The sequence below is a fragment of the Nocardiopsis sp. iso_186 genome (assembly GCF_056173365.1).
The window spans coordinates 1,757,668-1,773,629 of record NZ_CM149670.1; the positions used below are offsets into that span (position 1 = coordinate 1,757,668).

Annotated in this window: 14 protein-coding genes and 1 pseudogene; 2 read left to right on the forward strand and 13 right to left on the reverse strand. The window is 69.7% G+C overall.

Annotation, left to right across the window (positions count from 1 at the left end; genetic code table 11):
• Window positions 1–144 precede the first annotated feature (144 nt).
• Window positions 145–1,386: a 2-isopropylmalate synthase gene (locus tag AC0VYP_RS07925; protein ID WP_475473244.1), complete on the forward strand. Its 1,242-nt coding sequence runs from the start codon at window positions 145–147 to the stop codon at window positions 1,384–1,386.
• Window positions 1,383–2,132: a hypothetical protein gene (locus tag AC0VYP_RS07930; protein ID WP_475473245.1), complete on the forward strand. Its 750-nt coding sequence runs from the start codon at window positions 1,383–1,385 to the stop codon at window positions 2,130–2,132. Before AC0VYP_RS07925 ends, AC0VYP_RS07930 begins: the two co-directional genes overlap by 4 nt.
• Here AC0VYP_RS07930 and AC0VYP_RS07935 read toward each other — a convergent pair.
• The 13 genes and pseudogenes from AC0VYP_RS07935 to AC0VYP_RS07995 all read right to left on the reverse strand — a co-directional run bounded on the left by AC0VYP_RS07935 (window position 2,068) and on the right by AC0VYP_RS07995 (window position 15,894).
• On the reverse strand, window positions 2,068–4,401 hold the full coding sequence (locus tag AC0VYP_RS07935) for a heavy metal translocating P-type ATPase (RefSeq protein WP_475474194.1): 2,334 nt from the start codon (window positions 4,399–4,401) through the stop codon (window positions 2,068–2,070). The genes AC0VYP_RS07930 and AC0VYP_RS07935 overlap by 65 nt on opposite strands.
• A gap of 68 nt (window positions 4,402–4,469) precedes the next feature.
• Window positions 4,470–6,872, reverse strand: a complete 2,403-nt coding sequence (locus tag AC0VYP_RS07940; protein WP_475473247.1) for a glycoside hydrolase family 65 protein — start codon at window positions 6,870–6,872, stop codon at window positions 4,470–4,472.
• Window positions 6,854–7,651, reverse strand: a complete 798-nt coding sequence (locus AC0VYP_RS07945; RefSeq protein WP_475473249.1) for an HAD family hydrolase — start codon at window positions 7,649–7,651, stop codon at window positions 6,854–6,856. Before AC0VYP_RS07945 ends, AC0VYP_RS07940 begins: the two co-directional genes overlap by 19 nt.
• A gap of 137 nt (window positions 7,652–7,788) precedes the next feature.
• The gene (locus tag AC0VYP_RS07950) at window positions 7,789–8,823 is read right to left on the reverse strand and encodes a zinc-dependent alcohol dehydrogenase family protein (RefSeq protein WP_475473251.1); all 1,035 of its coding nucleotides are present in this window, start codon (window positions 8,821–8,823) and stop codon (window positions 7,789–7,791) included.
• Window positions 8,824–8,919: 96 nt separating this feature from the next.
• Window positions 8,920–9,636 (reverse strand): CBS domain-containing protein, encoded by a 717-nt coding sequence (locus AC0VYP_RS07955; RefSeq protein ID WP_475473252.1) that lies wholly within the window; start codon window positions 9,634–9,636, stop codon window positions 8,920–8,922.
• A gap of 214 nt (window positions 9,637–9,850) precedes the next feature.
• Window positions 9,851–10,291 (reverse strand): universal stress protein, encoded by a 441-nt coding sequence (locus AC0VYP_RS07960; protein ID WP_475473254.1) that lies wholly within the window; start codon window positions 10,289–10,291, stop codon window positions 9,851–9,853.
• Window positions 10,292–10,339: 48 nt separating this feature from the next.
• Window positions 10,340–10,504, reverse strand: a pseudogene (locus AC0VYP_RS07965) (universal stress protein); the annotation flags it as partial.
• A 12-nt stretch (window positions 10,505–10,516) separates the two neighbouring features.
• Window positions 10,517–10,747, reverse strand: coding sequence for an adenine nucleotide alpha hydrolase family protein (locus AC0VYP_RS07970; protein ID WP_475473255.1), 231 nt, complete (start codon window positions 10,745–10,747; stop codon window positions 10,517–10,519).
• 64 nt (window positions 10,748–10,811) lie between these two features.
• Window positions 10,812–11,519, reverse strand: a complete 708-nt coding sequence (locus tag AC0VYP_RS07975; RefSeq protein ID WP_475473256.1) for a response regulator transcription factor — start codon at window positions 11,517–11,519, stop codon at window positions 10,812–10,814.
• A 100-nt stretch (window positions 11,520–11,619) separates the two neighbouring features.
• On the reverse strand, window positions 11,620–12,294 hold the full coding sequence (locus AC0VYP_RS07980; RefSeq protein WP_285761080.1) for a helix-turn-helix domain-containing protein: 675 nt from the start codon (window positions 12,292–12,294) through the stop codon (window positions 11,620–11,622).
• Between the two features lie 156 nt (window positions 12,295–12,450).
• Complete coding sequence (locus tag AC0VYP_RS07985; RefSeq protein WP_475473258.1) at window positions 12,451–14,175, reverse strand: sensor histidine kinase; 1,725 nt, start codon at window positions 14,173–14,175, stop codon at window positions 12,451–12,453.
• A gap of 223 nt (window positions 14,176–14,398) precedes the next feature.
• Window positions 14,399–15,388 (reverse strand): Acg family FMN-binding oxidoreductase, encoded by a 990-nt coding sequence (locus tag AC0VYP_RS07990; RefSeq protein ID WP_475473260.1) that lies wholly within the window; start codon window positions 15,386–15,388, stop codon window positions 14,399–14,401.
• A gap of 5 nt (window positions 15,389–15,393) precedes the next feature.
• Window positions 15,394–15,894 (reverse strand): universal stress protein, encoded by a 501-nt coding sequence (locus AC0VYP_RS07995; protein WP_285761083.1) that lies wholly within the window; start codon window positions 15,892–15,894, stop codon window positions 15,394–15,396.
• Window positions 15,895–15,962: the final 68 nt, after the last annotated feature.

The following is a 15,962-nucleotide window of genomic DNA, read 5'->3' on the forward strand; positions in this document are numbered from 1 at the left end:
CCTGTCAACGGGGTCGGGGCTCGGAGGGTCCGCAGCAGCCATGAAAAGATATTTCCCCCAAAGTAATTAATTGGCTACTTTCTGTTGCCATCGGTGGCAGGGTTGGCATTCCGAACAGGGGTGCACAGAACTGCGGGGGAACCGGTGAGCCGGGATGTGATTCGCGAGTCCGCTCTGGCGGGCAGGGTGGTGCTGTGGGAGGAATCGGCCCGCGACGGTGCGCAGGCCAAGACGTTGATGAGCCCGGACTTCCGGGTCCGCCTCGCCCGTGAGCACGGACGGGTCTTCGGGGCGGACGGCCCGCGCCATGTGGTTTTCGCGGCAGGGTTTCCGGCGGTGTGCGCGCAAGAGTTCGAAGCGGTCCGACGCGTCGCCGTGGAGGCGGAAGGTCTGGTCAGCGTGGCCGCGGTGTGCCGGGGCACGGTCGAGGACGTGCGGCAGGCATTGGCGTCCGTGCGGGACACCGCACACGCGCGGATCATGGTCGTCGTTCCCGCGTCGGAGCCGATGGCCGCGGTGATGACGCACCGGACGGCCGGCGCGGCCCTGGAGGAGGGGGTCGCGCTCGTCCAGGCCGCGCGGGAGCGTGACGACCGGGTGGCGGTGGACGTCTGTCTCGCCGACGCCTCACGAGCCGACCACGGACTCATGGCCGCCGGCGCGTCGGCGATGACCGAGGCCGGAGCGGGAACCGTGCTCCTCGCCGACACCGTCGGCTGCCAGCTCCCGGCCGAGGCGGGGGGCATGTTCGCGCGGGTCCGGGCCGCATCCGGGGACGAGGTCGTCCTGGCCTCGCACATGCACAACGACCTCGGCCTGGGCCTGTGCAACACGATCGAGGCGCTGCGTGCGGGCGTGCGGGTCGTGTCCAGCTCCTGGCTGGGCATCGCAGAGCGCAGCGGACTGGTGGCAACGGAACAACTGCTCTTCCTGCTCGCCTACCGGGCCGAACGCACAGCGGTACTCCTGGGGGAGGCGATCGCCCCGTGGTGGACGGCCCCCGACCTGACCAGGCTGCCCGCCATCGCGCGGATGGTCTCCCAGGAAACAGGGGTACCGCTGAGCGTGACGTCACCGATCGTCGGTTCCGGAGTGGGGACGATCTCCACCGGTACACCCTTCGTGCACCCCCAACTCTTCCAACCGTTCGACCCGCAGGAGTCGCTGGGCATCACCCCGACAGTGGTGCTCACCCATCTGGCCAGTGCCCGGGTGGTGCGTGCGGTGGCCGCCGGCCTGGGACACGAACTCGACGACGAGCAGGTCCGCACGGCGATGACGTGGGTCAAGTCCCGTGCCTACCGGTCGGGGCAGGCCGTCGTCGCCGATCAGGACTTCGCCGGCTACCTCGACAGACAGCAGACCGTGGGAGTGGGCGAGCGATGAATGCGGGCATCGTCAACACGCGCGGTGCCCGATGCGCGCTCGGCAGGGGGGAGGCCGTCGTCCTGCCCAATCCGGCACCGCTGACCTTCGTCGTCGCGGCCACCAGTCCGCAGGCCGTCAACGCGGCCAAAGGACGTCCGCTCGATCAGGCCGTCGCACTCTGGACCCACGGGGCACGCGCACTCACGGCCCTCGACGGCGCGCTCGATCTCCACGGCCGGACCGTATCGGTGGCCGGCCGCCTGCTCAGCGAGGAGCGGGTGACCCTGTTGGTCCCCCTGCGGTTGACCGCCCACCCGCCGCACTGGCTTCGCCCGGCCAGCAGGGACGGGTGGGCCCTGCTCTTCGGCGCCCGCTGGGCCCCCTTGTCGCCCGTTCTGGCAGGTGCGCCGATCCTCTACGTGAGCAGCGCCAATCGCACCGGTCACCCGCCGGCCGCCTCGGTCGCCGAAGCCATCGCGATGTTCGCGGCCACCCCCGTTCTCGGGGCGGTCGTGCCCGACTGCGCCGCGGAGCGGGGCCGCGGTGCCCCCCGCAGGGCGACCACGACCCTGCGCCTGCACCCAGACGGACGACTGGAGCTGCACCGCCGCGGAGCGCAGGACCTGGTCCATCCCGATCCCGAGGAGTACCTCGACCGCATCCGCGCCGCCTACTGTTCGGAAAACGGCCCGGAGCCGTTCAGCGGTCTTTCCCCGCGCCGTCGCCGGTCGCCAAGACGTGGTAGTTCTCCTCCTCCTGGGTGAAATGCAACTGGAGTACCGCGTACAACTCGATCACCAGCCGGGCGGCGTGTCGCCGTGTCTCGGGGCGGCAGTCGGTGCGCAGTTCCCCGATCGCGGCGCCGATCCGCCGGGAGAGGACGTCGATCTCCGAATGCCCCCGGCTCATCGCCGCGGTTGCGCCCCGGACCCCCAGGGCCCGGTTGACCTGTGGGTAGAGCAGCTTCTCGTCGCGCTCCTCGTGCTCGCCCACTTCGGCCAGGAACGCGGTCAGGCCGTCGAGCAGTTCCGTACTCGGTTCCCCGCTCCCCAGCGCTATGGCTTCGGACACCTGGGGCAGCTCGTGGATGCGCGGCCACAGCCTGTGGTGTTCCTCGTCGAGTGAGCGCACCAGTTCGGCCGATGCCCCTCTGAGTTCGTGGGAATGTCCGCGCAGTCCGCCGTTCAGGGCACGCAGGGCGTTGACCACCACAGCGACGTCGATCAACTCCTGGAGCACAGCGCCCGCTGTGGGAGGCAGCAGCCCTGCGGCGGCCACCAGCATCGCGCCGAACGAGAGCACCATGCCCACCAGGGCGCTCTCCCGTGCGATGGAACGGGTCCGCCGGGCGATGACCAGGGTCTCGGCGAGCCGAGCCAACCGGTCCACGGTGATGACCACGTCCGCTGACTCCGATGAGGCGGTTGACCCGCGTGCGCCCAGCGCCACTCCGACTCCGGCGCATGCAAGCGCAGGCGCGTCGTTGACACCGTCGCCGACCATGACCGTCGGTGCCCGACCGCTCTCCGTCCGGACGACCTCGACCTTGTCCTCGGGGGACTGCTCCGCGCGGACCTCGTCGGCTCCCACGTACGCGCCGACGAGGTCCGCCACGGCCTGCCGGTCACCGGTGACCATCACGGTCCGGTCGATGCCCGCGATGCGCAGCAACCGGAACGTGCGCGGCGCGTCGGTGCGCAGGCGGTCCTTGAGCAGCAGCACTCCGGCGAACCGACCGTCAACCCCGACGAAAACGGTTACCGACCCGTCCCGTGCGGCCTCGGAACGGGCCGCGGACACCCAAGGCGGTTCTTCCTCACCGCACCCTGCCCAGGCGGCTTTTCCCACCCTGACCAGGTACTCGCCCACCACCCCCTCAATGCCTTCACCGAGGGATTCGGACACCCGCCCGGGTTGCTCCAGCCCCAGACCGTTTTCGCGCGCGGCGCGAACGATGGCCGTGGCCAGTACATGCGCGGAGACCTGGTCCAGACAGGCGGCCAGGCGCAGGACGTCCTCGCCGGAGCCGTCGGTTCCGGTGGCGGTGCGGGCCAGCCGAGGCCGCCCCTCGGTGACGGTTCCGGTCTTGTCGAACAGGAGTACCCGGGCGCGGGCCAGCCGCTCCAGCGCGGCACCGCTCTTGACGATCACCCCGCGCCGTGCGCACCGGGACATCCCCGAGGTGAAGGCGATGGGGGCGGCCAGGATCAGGGGGCAGGGCGTCGCCACGACCAGTACCGCCACGGCCCGCACCGGATCCTGGGACATCAGCCAGGCGACGCCGGCCACCACGACCGACACGGGAAGGAAAATCGCTGAGTATCGATCGGCCAGCCGTACGAACGGGGCGTTGTCGCTCTTGGCGTCACCGGCCAGCCGGACGATGGCGGCGAACGTGCCCCGCCGGGCGTCGGTCGTGGCCCGCAGCCGGAACGGGCCGGCCGCGTTGACCGTCCCACTGCGCGCGGCCTCACCGGCCTGCCGTTCGACCGGTAGGGGTTCACCGGTCACCACGGACTCGTCGAGAACCGCGGCGTCCCCCTCGATCCTGCCGTTGACGGGGAGGACCTCCCCGGAGCGGACCAAGAGAAGGTCGCCCGGCCGCACGTCGTCGGCCGGGACCGTGACGATCTCCCCGTCCAGCAGCCGATGCGCGGTTGTGGGCGATCGCGCCAGCAGCGCGCTCAGGTCGCGTCGGGCCCTTCGGCCGGCCCGCTCCTCCAGCACGCGCCCGCCGGTGAGCATCACCGCGATGATCGACCCGGCCAGGAGCTCGCCGACCAGGAGCGTTCCGATGAGCGCCAGCAATGCGAGGGTGTCGGTGCCGAAGCGTTTGTGGCGCAGGCCGTCGAGCACCCACCAGGCCGACGCCGCGGTCCCCAGGAGGGTGGCGCCCAGCCACGCGGTGTGCGCGGAGGAGGGCGACCAGGCGAGATGGAGCAGGCCCCCGGACACGAGTCCCGCCAGACACAGGACGAGCAGGGTTGACTGCGTGCTGGGGCCTTTGCGGACTGCGTCGTTGCCCTGGTCCATGTTCTCCACTGTGCGGTCTTTCCGCTCGCCCGGGGCAGGGAGGAGGTCCCGATGGGCCGGGCCGTTGGTCACGTGTCGGTCTGCCCCGGGGCACTGGGAAGCGCGCACGTGCGGCCCGCGGACACCCGCACCTTCTGTCCCTTGAGCTCCACGGTGACGGGTGGGGCGCGGTCGTCGGGCATCTCGATCCCGACCCGTTCGTCGAAGAAGTCCAGGCGCATTCCCCAATGACCGCGATAGCGCAGGGTGAAGGACAGGCCGTCGAGTTCGGCGGGAACCAACGGGCTCAGTTGGAGGCTTTCGTTACGTGCGACCAGGCCGGTGTAACAACGGGTGAGCAGGTTGACGGTGCCGGCCATCGAGCCCAGGTGGATGCCTTCGGAAGTGGTCCCGCCCTGGACGTCGTCGAAGTCGCAGCGGAGCGCGTCGAGGAAGAACTCCCAGGAGGCGTGCCGGTCCGTACGGGCAACCACCCAGGAGTGCACGACGGAGCTGAGGGTGGAGCCGTGACAGGTGCGCGCCATGTAGTAGTTGACCGTGCGCGGGATGAGGCCGGGATCGTAGGGATAGCCCAGGTCCTCCAGGAGCTCGGCGAGTTCTTCCGCGGGAAGCAGGAAGAACAGCATGAGCACGTCGGCTTGCTTCGAGGCCTTGTAGCGGTTGCATGAGTCGCCTTCCGCCTCCAGGATCCGGTCGAGTCTGCGGATGTCGCCGTAGGTCTTGCGGTACCCGGGCCAGTCCAGTTCGGCCAGCGACTCGTATCCGGCGAACTGGCTGATGACACCGTCGTGGAAGGGGACGCGCATCCTGGTGCAGATGTCCTCGAACCGGTCGAGTTCTTCCGGTGCCACCTCCAGTTGCTCCAGGAGTTCGGCCCTGCCGCGTCCGGGCAGGGCCGCCAGCGTGTCCAGCGCCCGGCGCAGTACCCACACCGTCATGACGTTGGTGTAGGCGTTGTCGTCCACCCCTGCCGTGTCCCGGTCGGGGTAACCGTCGTGGTATTCGTCCGGCCCCATGACACCGCGGATCACGTAGCGGCCGAGATCGGTGTCGAGCGAGGCGAGCGAGGCGAGCAGCCGGGCGGTCTCCAGCAGTAGTTCGGCGCCGAAGTCGACGAGGAAACTCGTCTCGCCGGTCACCTGGTAGTGCTGCCAGACGTTGTGGGCGATCGCGATGTTGACGTGGCGTTGCAGGTGCGAGTTGTCGGGGATCCACCGCTTCGACCGTGGGTTGACGTGCAGCCTCTGGGCTTCCTCCCTGCCGTCGCTGCCGCTCTGCCAGGGGAACATGGCTCCCCGGTGCCCCGCCGCGTGTGCTGCCGCACGGGCCTGGGGAAGCCTGCGCCAGCGGTAGCGCAGCAGGGCGCGCGCGGTCTCGGGGAACCGCGTCGTGAGGAACGGGAAGACGAACAGCTCGTCCCAGAAGACGTGCCCCCGGTACGCCTCCCCGTGCAGGCCGCGCGCGGGGACCCCCACGTCGAGGTCCGCTGTGTGCGGTGACAGCGTCTGGAGCAGGTGGAACTGGTGGAGGTTCAGAAGCCGTTGGTCCTCCTCGTTCCCGATGTCCACCGACGACGCCCACCACAGCCGGCCCCAGGCCGCGTGGTGACGGTGCGACAGTTCGTCGAAGCCGTCTGCCAGCGAGACGTTCTCCAGTGCCTCGGTCAGACAGTCGCTGATCGCGGTGTCACGGGAAGTGTGGATGGCCACGACCTTCTCCACCGTTACGCCCCGGGACGCGCGGGCTTCGACCTCCAGGTCCTGTTCGATCAGGCCGTCCGGGGAATCCGGCCGCGTCACCGTGGGAGCCGGGCCCTGGGTGACCGTTGTGCGGGCGGCCAGGGCGATGTCGATGCCGGAGGACACGGTCCGTGACCGCAGCCACATGAGACCCGGGGCGCGCCTTCCGCTGCCCGCGGGGCGCAGGTGCGTGCGGTCGAGGTCGCTGTAACGCGCTACCCCGGCGTTCACCACCCGGCCGTCCAGCCCGGAGCGGACCGTCAACGTCCCCGTCCAGTTCTGCGGAACGATCACGGTTCGTAGTGCCACCACGTGCGGGGAGTCCATCGACACCAGTTGACGCTGCTCGAATCGTGTCCGTCGCCCCCCTCGGTCGCAGACCACACCGGTACGGATCAGCACACCGGAGCGCATGTCCAGTTCGCGTTCGTCCTCCTCGACGAAGCTTCCGTCGCCGCCCAGCCAGTCCCCGCCGTCCGCCCGGAAAGTGAACGGCAACCAGTTCGGGACGTTGACGATGTCCTCGTTCTCCACTTCGTGGCCTCCGACCGTCGAGGTGAGCCGGTCGTAGCAGCCCGCGACATAGGTCCCCGGATAATGCGTGCCGTCGGCGTGCGACTCCGCAGCCGCGCCGCGCGTGGCGAGATACCCGTTGGCCAGTGTGCACAAGGCCTCCCGGACCCCCTCGGCCGCTGGGTCGAAGCCGCTGTATGTCAGGTGCCAGTGATCCATGGGACCGCCTTCTTCTCACTCAGGGCCAGTTCCCCCAGGTCCGCCACGACGACGTCGGCTCCACGGTCGATCAGCCCGTCGTGCTGCCCCGCGCGGTCAACGCCCACGGTGAATCCGAAACCGCCGCGGCGTGCGGCCTCGACCCCGGCCAGGGAGTCCTCGACCACGGCGGCACGGGACGGGGCCACGGCCAGGCGCCGCGCGGCCTCCTGGAACAGGGCCGGGTCGGGCTTGCCGGGCAGGTTCCACCGAGCCGCGTCGATGCCGTCCACCCGGACGTCGAACAGGGCGGCCACCCCCGCGGCCCGTAGGACCGCCTTGCAGTTGCGACTGGCCGAGACCGCGGCGGTTCGAAGGCCTCTGTCGCGGAGCTCGTGGACGAAAGCCACCGTTGAGGGAAAGGCGGCGACGCCGTACCTGCGGATGTAGTCCAGGAAATAGTGGTTCTTGCGATCGCCCAGGGAGGACACGGTGAGGGCTTCCGGCCGGTTCGGTTCGTCCCCCTCCGGAAGGGTGATGTCGCGTGAGGCCAGGAAGGTTCGGACACCGTCGGACCGGCCCATGCCGTTGACGAACCTCCGATAGTCCTGGCGCAGGTCGAATGGCCGGAACGGCCCGAGGCCGCTGCGGGACCGGTCCAGGAGGAATTCGTCGAATGTCCGCTTCCACGCCGCGGCGTGCACCGATGCGGTATCGGTGACCACTCCGTCAACGTCGAAGATCACCGCCAGGATCTGGCCGAGCGGTACACCGTTGCCGTTGCTGTCGAACACCTTCATCACATCCTCTCCACGCCTGGCCGGCTCCTCTCGGCCCGTCCACCTCCCATTCCACGCCGTTTTCATGCCCGCCGACCGGGGCGTTGGTCATGATCCGCAGGGCCGAAGGCACCCGGGGCGGTCCCGGACCGGCCGGTTCAGTCCGGTCCGGACGCGAAGTCGAGGACAGCCGCCCCGTCAACCCTGTCCGCGGCAACGTCCGCCAACGCACGGTCGGCCTGGTCGAACGAGTAGGAAGTGGTCGTCACGGACAGCGGGTTCCCGGCCGCGATCGTGAGGAAGCTCCGGGCGTCGTCTCTGGTGTTCGCGGTCACGCTGCGCACGGTGCGCTCCTGGAAGAGGTGCCGCTGGTAGTTCAGCGGTGGGATGTCGCTGAGGTGGATGCCCGCGATCGACAGGGTTCCCCCTCGGTCCAGGGCGCTGAGGGCCGTCGGAACCAGGGTGCCGACCGGTGCGAACAGGATCGCGGAGTCCAGTGGTTCGGGTGGGGCCGTGTCGGCTCCGGAAGCGGAGGCGCACCCCAGCTCCAGGGCCAGGGCGCGGGCTCGCACCGCACGTGTCATCACGTGCACCCGTGCCCCACCGGCCAGTGCGACCTGCGCGGTGAGATGGGCCGAGGCACCGAAGCCGTAGATGCCGAGCACGCCTCCGGCCGGCAACTGCGCGCGCCGCAGCGCCCGGTAGCCGATTATGCCCGCGCACAACAGCGGCGCGGTGGCCGGGGCCGCCGCGTCCTCGGGCAGCGGGTAGACATAGCGTTCGTCGGCGCTCAGGTAGCGCGCGTATCCGCCGTTGACGTCCCAGCCGGTGTACGTGGAGCGCGGACACAGGTTCTCGGCTCCGCGCAGGCAGTACCGGCACGTTCCACAGGTCGAGTGCAGCCAGGCGACGCCCACCCGGCTACCAACGGTGATCTCGCGCGCGTCGGGACCGTGCGCGACGACGTTTCCGACCACCTCGTGGCCCGGTACGGTGCCGCGGTGCTTGGGCCGGAGATCGCCTTCGGCGAGGTGGAGATCGGTCCGGCACACCGCGCACGCTTCCACCCGGACCAGTAGTTCGCGCTCCACCGGTCGCGGAACCGGGCGGCGCACCAGGCGCAACGGCTTCGTCGCGATCGGTCCCGGGCTGTTGACGACCCATGCGTCCATCTCGGCGGCGACTGTGTCCATGCCCTCAAGCCCACCACCGATTCCCGTGTCGGGCGGAGGGGCGAAGGCCCTCGTTTCCGGGACCTTCTTCCCCGGGGCCGTTCGGAGCCGTGCCGGTCAGGCTCCGCTGTTCCATTGAACGTAGGCGGGCACGACGTCGTCGGTTCGCCAGTCGGGACCGACGGGGACCGACACCACGCCCTCCACACCGCTGACGCGCCTGACCAGTTTCTGGGCCTCGCTGCGCCGCTCCACGGTTCCCGACAGGGTGACCACACCGTCGTGTACGGCCGCTGCGGGGTGCTCGATGCGGATGCTCCGCATCGCGACGGCCAGTTCGGCCTGGACCGTTTCGGTGATGTCGTCGTCATCGTGGAGGAACACCAGGAGCAGGTTGCGTTGACTGATCATTCCTTTCAGACACCCCGAGTCGTCCACTACCGGCAAGTGCCGTATTCCGCATCGTTCGATGAGCCGCGCCGCCTCGACCACGGAGGCACCGGTGCGAATCGTCACGGCGGGGCGGGTCATGAGATCGGCGGCCCGCCGCCCCGCGGCCTTGGCCGCCGGAGGGGATGCCTGTAGACCGGTGCCGCGCAACCGGTCGCGCAGCCGGGACCGCACTGGAGGCCGGTAGGCGTCGTCTTCCTTGAACTCCTCCTTGTACAGCAGGTCTCCCTCCGAGACCACTCCGATCACCCGGCCGTCCCGGGCGATCACCGGAAGCGCACCTACTCCGTACTCCACCATTGTGGCGACGATCTTCTTGTAATCGGCTTCCTCGGTCACCGAGACGACCCTCGTCGTCATGACCTCGCCGACAGTGCTGTCCATGCCGCCCCCTTGTTTTCGGCCGGACCCGGGCCCGGCCGGTAACCGGAAACGCCGCCGCCCCCGACGGACAGCGACCTGCTCTCCTTCTCCACTCTCCTCCGATCACGCCGTACCGGGGAGAGTCCTCCGTGCCTTCGTCGAGGGACCTTCGTGCCACTGCCGTTGCGGATCGTCCCCGAGCGCTTCCGTGTCGGAGGCCCCACCCGAGTCGTCGTCAGGAGCGGTCTCCGGCGTGCACGACCATCACGGGGCAGCGCGCGTGCGACAGCACTGACTGGCTGATCGACCCAAGGAGCATTCCGCCGAAGCCGCCCCGCCCGTGCGACCCGACCACGAGCAGGTCCGCCTTTTCCGATTCGGCGGCCAGTACCTCGGCGGGGTGACCGGAGACCGCCTTCTCCCGCACAGCCACGTCGGGGTGCAGCTCCCTCTGTCCGGCGAGCGACTCCGACAGGTGCCGGCGGGCCTCCTCCAAGGCGGCGCCTCTCTCAGGCACACCGGAGAACCCCGGGGGAGGGGTCTCCAGGGTGCGGAAAACACCGTGTGAGGCGTGGTCGTACGCGGTCACCGCGTGCACGGTCGCCCCACGGGCGGACGCCTCGGTGAATCCCCAGGCGGCTGCGACCTGCGCTGTGTCGGAACCGTTGACGCCCACCACCACGCGGCCGGTGGCGGAGCGGGGTTCCCGGGTGACGACGGTGACAGGACATGCCGCCCTGGCGGCGAGCTCCAGGCCGGTGGAGCCGAGAAGAACAGCTTGAAGGCCGTGCAGACCACGTGAGCCGACGACGACGGTGTGCGCGTTCTCGGCCTCCAGGAGCAGGGTGGGGGCGACCCCGCCGGTGATGTGTACGGCCTCGACGGTCAGTTCCGGGGCACGTCAACGGACTTCGTCGTCGGCGGCGGCCACAAGCCGCCGGGGAAGTTCGTCGATGTCGAAACCCGGGAGGTCGCGCGGGATCGTGTGGTGGAGAGGCCACTCGAACGCATACACGATGCGCAATCCGCGGTGCGTCAGGAGGGCCTGGTCGGTGGCCCAGGCGAGGGCGCGTTCGCTACCGGGCGTCGCGTCGATCGCCGCGACCACGGGCTCGGTGCTGTTGTGGGACACGGGTGCCTCCTCGAACACTCGAATCGCTCCGTTTCCGGTTCCCGCCGTCTGCGGGAGGATCCCGCTAAGGGGGCGGTGTGCTCCCGCTTCCAGATGGTCGTTCCTGGTCGTGCCGGGTGCTTTCGGCTTTGAGTCGTGCGGCCAGTGCGGCGGCCTGGGTGCGGCGTTGCATGTCGAGTTTGGCCAGCACGGTGGAGACGTGGTTCTTCACCGTCTTCTCCGCGAGGAAGACCCGTTCGCCGATCTGGCGGTTGGTCAGCCCCTCGCCGATGAGGGTGAAGATCCGGTGTTCGCGCTCGGTCAGCTCCGACAGCGGGTCCTCGCGGGTGGCGTCCTGGCGGATGCGCTCCATGATGCGGGCGGTGCTGCGCGGGTCCAGCAGGGACTGTCCGGCTGCGACGGTGCGCACCGCGCCCACGAGGTCGGAGCCGTGGATCTGCTTGAGGACGTATCCGGCGGCGCCGGCCATGACGGCTTCGTAGAGGGCGTCGTCGTCGGAGTAGGAGGTGAGCATCAGGCAGGCCAGGCCGGGCAGTTGGGAGCGGACGTCGCGGCAGACCTCCACGCCGCTGCCGTCGGGCAGGCGCACGTCCAGGACGGCCACGTCGGGTCGGGTCGCGGGGATCCTGGCGAGTGCTTGGGCGGCGGTGGCGGCCTCGCCCACGATCACGATGTCGCCCTCGGCCTCCAGCAGGGCCGCCACCCCGCGGCGCACCACGGCGTGGTCGTTGACCAGGAACACCCGGATCACGTCGTCACCGGTCTCTTTCACGTGAAAGCCTCCTCGGGGTGCTGTGCCGTACCGGAAGGCCCGCACCCGTCTGGTCCTTTCCGCACGCCTACCGTGTCCCCGGCCCTCGGGAGCCCCTCCGTCATGGGTGCCCTCCGAGGACCCTGCGCCCGGTGATCTTCGTGGGAACGATCATGACCAAGAGGTCCCGCTTTCCGGCGGCCCAGGGCCGGACGGGCGCGGTCGCCCGCAGCGCGGACAGTTCGGCGGTGTCGCGCACGGCACGCGCCCGGCCGGTGATCAGCACGCTCCACCCCTCGCTCGTGGCGCCGTCGAGCCTGTCCGTCTCGAAGCAGACGTCGATGCCGATGGCGTGCTCGGCGATCATTCCGTGCGCGGCCGTGCGGAAGACGACTCCGTTGCCGGCTATGAGGAAGTTGACGGGAAGTACGGTCGGCGCGGTGTCCCCGGCCACGGTGAAGGCGATGCGCCCCACCCCGCCCTTTCCGATCAGCTCCATGCACTCCTGCGAGTCCAGGGAACACAGGCGGGGATCCGGGATCCGGGTGCTTGCCGATCCCGCCGGTTCCTCGAATCCCGCCCCCAGCAGTGAGTCCGGACTGGTGTGCAGAGCGTCGGCCAATCGGTTGAGTGCGGCCCTGCTCAGGTTGGGGGGGTTGTGTTCCAGGTAGTCGATGTATCCGAGGGCCATGCCCGCACGCTCGGCGAGCTGCGGTCGGGTCAGGCCCAGTTCGATGCGACGGTGCGCCACCCTTCTGCCGAGGTCGTCCCGCGATCTGTTCGAATCATTCGTCACGTTCACCGTTCCCCCTCGGAGCGCGTGTGCTCGGACACCCCTCCTCAGCTGATGTCCGCAACGTCACTGTTCCAACCAGGGCGAACGTCCCGGATTGTCGTCTTGCGCGATTTCTGTCGAGGTGGTGTTGACGGAGCAGGGCCCCGGACCGTCGGTTCAGGTGAGGCAGTCCTCGTCGAGGGGCGCGCTCCAGTGGAGCCGTGTCCCTCCCCTCACCCCGGGGCCGGCCTCGAACGCCCCGCCCAAGGCCCTCGCCCGGTCGGCGAGGTTGCGCAGACCACTGCGCCGCCCCTGCTCGGGGATGCCGATCCCGTCGTCGGTCACCTCGATGCTCACCGCGTCGTTGACCGTGACGCGGATCTCCACTCGCGAGGCCCCGGCGTGCCGGGCGACATTGGAGAGCGCTTCGCGCAGGACCGCCAGGACATGCTCGGAGACATGGTCGGGGACCCTGCTGTCGATGGGGCCGTCCAAGCGCAGGTCGGCGGAGAAGCCCAGCGGACCGGTGGCCTCGTTGACCACCTCCAGGATCTGGTTGCGCAGCCACGGGCGGTCGCCGCCGACGTTTTGCAGGGCGAAGATCGTCGAGCGGATCTGGCGGATGGTGTCGTCCAGGTCGTCCACGGCCTGTCGGACCCGGTGGGCGGGGTCGGGGGAGTCGATGCGCCGGACGCTGCCCATCAACGACATCGCGATGGCGAACAGGCGCTGGATCACGATGTCGTGCAGGTCTTTGGCGATGCGGTCCCGGTCCTCCAGGATGCTCAGCCGCTCGGCGTCGCTGCGTGTTCGGGCCAGTTCCAGGGCCACGGTCGCGTGGTCGGCGAAGGAGTGCAGCATGTGCACGGTCGAGGCGGGGAAGGGGGCGCTGCCCCGGTTCCTGGCCAGGAGCAGGACGCCCATGACGCCGTCGCGTCCACCCAGCGGAACCACCAGGGCCGGCCCGGTCCCCAGGTCGTGCAGGAGAAGCGCGGGTTCACCGCACGGCTGGGTGGAATCGGCGAAGACGGGTGCACCGTTGCGCACCGCCTGCCCGACCAAGGTTCCTTCCACGTCCATGGTCCGGCCGAGCCACTCCGCGGAACCGGGGCCGTCGGCGGTGCGCACGGTCAGCCGCTTGTCGTGGTCGTCGGGGGTCGCGATTGCCACCAGTTCGGCGTCGGCCATGCGTCGTGCGCGATGGGCGATGAGTTGCAGTACTTCGTCGGCCCCGGCGCCGCGCAGCAGCCGGGTGGTGATCTCGTCGGAGGCGTCCAGCCACAGTTCCCGGCGGTGGGTCTGTCCGTACAGGCGCGCGTTGGCGATCCCCACGCCCGCGGCGGTGGCCAGTGCGGTGACGACGGCCTCGTCGTCCTCGTCGAAGTGTCCGCCGTCGGCCTTCTCGGTCAGGTACAGGTTGCCGAACACCTCGTCGCGGATGCGGATCGGCACCCCGAGGAATCCGCGCATGGGCGGGTGGCCGGGAGGGAATCCCCGGGAGGCGGGGTGGTCGGCCAGGTTCTTCAGGCGAAGAGGGCGGGGGGACTTGATCAACAGGCCGAGCACGCCCCGGCCCTGCGGCCAGTGCTCGATGGCTGCGATCTGCTCCCGGTCCAGACCCACAGGGACGAACCGCTCCAGTTCGCCGTCGCCGCCGATGACTCCGAGCGCCCCGTAGCGGGCGTTGACCAGCGCCATGGACGTTTCGACGATCCGGCGCAACATCGTTTCCAGATCCAGGCCGCTGCCGATGGTGACCACCGCGTTGAGCAGGCCGTGCACCCGATCTCGCGTCAACATCACCCTGTCGAGGCGTTCCTGTACTTCCACGAGCAACTCATCGGGTTGTCCCTGGGGGAGGAGAAGGTCGGCCCGCTCTGGTTCGGGAGCGTTGTTGGCCATGGTCGGTCCCCAAGGAAGTCGAAGCGTTGTCGTAATCACCCGTTGGTGTTCCCTGAGGCCGATTGTAGGCTCCTCTCGGAGGAATATCGGCTGGTCAGCGCGGTGAATTGTCGATGGTCGCTTAAAAACGAGCACAGGATCGAACCCCCGCCGACGGTCGGCGGCACTGCTCAACAGGGCCGGTCTGCCTCGGCCGGGCAGCACGGCCACCGTCACCGCTCGGTCAGTAGCCGGTCAACATGGACTCGATCGCCTCGTCGCGCTCATCGAAGCAGGGCCCTGCCCGGCCCAGGCGCATGAGCATCTGCGGGTGGGCGCCGCCGCACAGGCGTTCGGTGACGAAAGCGCGCAACAGCGGCTCTTCCAGGGGTTGGGTGTGAAACGCCGAGGCGACCCCCGCCGCTGTCGCTGTCAGCAGCACACGCTCCAGGGCCTGCCCGGCGGCCAGGTGACTCACCCGTGTATCGGAGACCGTGGTGAGCAGCGCTACCGTGCCTCGTACGGCGCCGTGGACTTCTCGGCTTCCGCTGATCCGGCCGTGTCCGTAGTCCCGGTCGGGGAACAGTGCGCCGGCGACCCGCCGTTCGGGCGGGAAGTCCGCGGCCCGCATCCCGCCCGGTCGTCCGCTCTTGGGCGCGTGGACCCAGCGCGCCAGCTCGTCGGTGTGCGCGCGCTCGCGCCGGTGGATGTGTTCGGCAGCGGCCACGAGGCCGGCGAGGGAGTGGACCAGCGAGTCGTCGGTGACCAGCCTCAGGGTCGCTTCCTCGGCGGAAGCGGCCGCCACCAGGACCCGGGCAAGTTGTTCGTTGCCGATGTCGGAAAGGAACGGCCCGCGATGGGTCCGCCGTTGTTCGATGGAGTCGAACAGCAGGTTGTCGAGTCCGCTCGCCTGCGCCTCCTCTGTCGTGATCACGTCCGCGAGGAGCCCGGGACGGTCCGGATCGGGGAAGACCTCGACCCGCGGAATGACACCGTGTGCGCGCAGCGCGGTCCGGATGTTGAACAGCGCCGCGCCGCAGCTGATCACCAGCTCCCTCGCCCCAGGGTCGGCCGTGCCCAGCTGCCGGTCGGTGTCGGTGCTGATGGAGATACGGCCGCTGTCGTTGACCAGTCTCCATGGCCGCGTGTTGTGGACCGACGGAGCCCGTTCGGCGGCGCGCAGTGCGGCCCGAACGGGATCGCTTCCGGTCAGGTGGGTGCTGTGCGTCCTCAACGTACTCACCTCTTCTCGGCCGCGTTTCCGACGAGCCCCGGTCGCGATGACGCGGACTCCTGCTGCATCGGCAAGGGGATAACCACGACAGGGCACGAAGCGGTGCGGACGCATGCCGACGTGGTCGGGCCCAGGGCCGGGGACGTCGGGGAAGAGTGCTCCGGCGCTCCCAGTACCAATAGTGCCGCGCTGGTGGCGGCCTTGTTCAGGGCCCGGGCGGCGAGAGCGTCGTAGACCAGGACCTGGAGGACACGGGTTCCGCTGCCCTTGGCCTCTTCGGCCGCACGGTGGAGTTCGTGGATGGCGACCGCGTGTTGGGCGGTGGTGTCCCCGTCGGCTCCCGCGTATTGGGCACGTGGGAGCCGGCCGTCATCGAGCGCGCGCACGATCCACAGCTCGCAGTCGCGCAGGCGTGCTTCGCGGGCAGCCCAGTCCAAAGCCACGGTCGCTGGCCTCGAACCGTCGTAGCCGACGACGATCGCTTCTGCCGCGGATGTCTCGTTCATCGGGTGAACCTCTCGTGTGTGCCGCCAACGTCCTTGTCGGAGCCGCCGCCGCAGGAGCGGATGGTCGG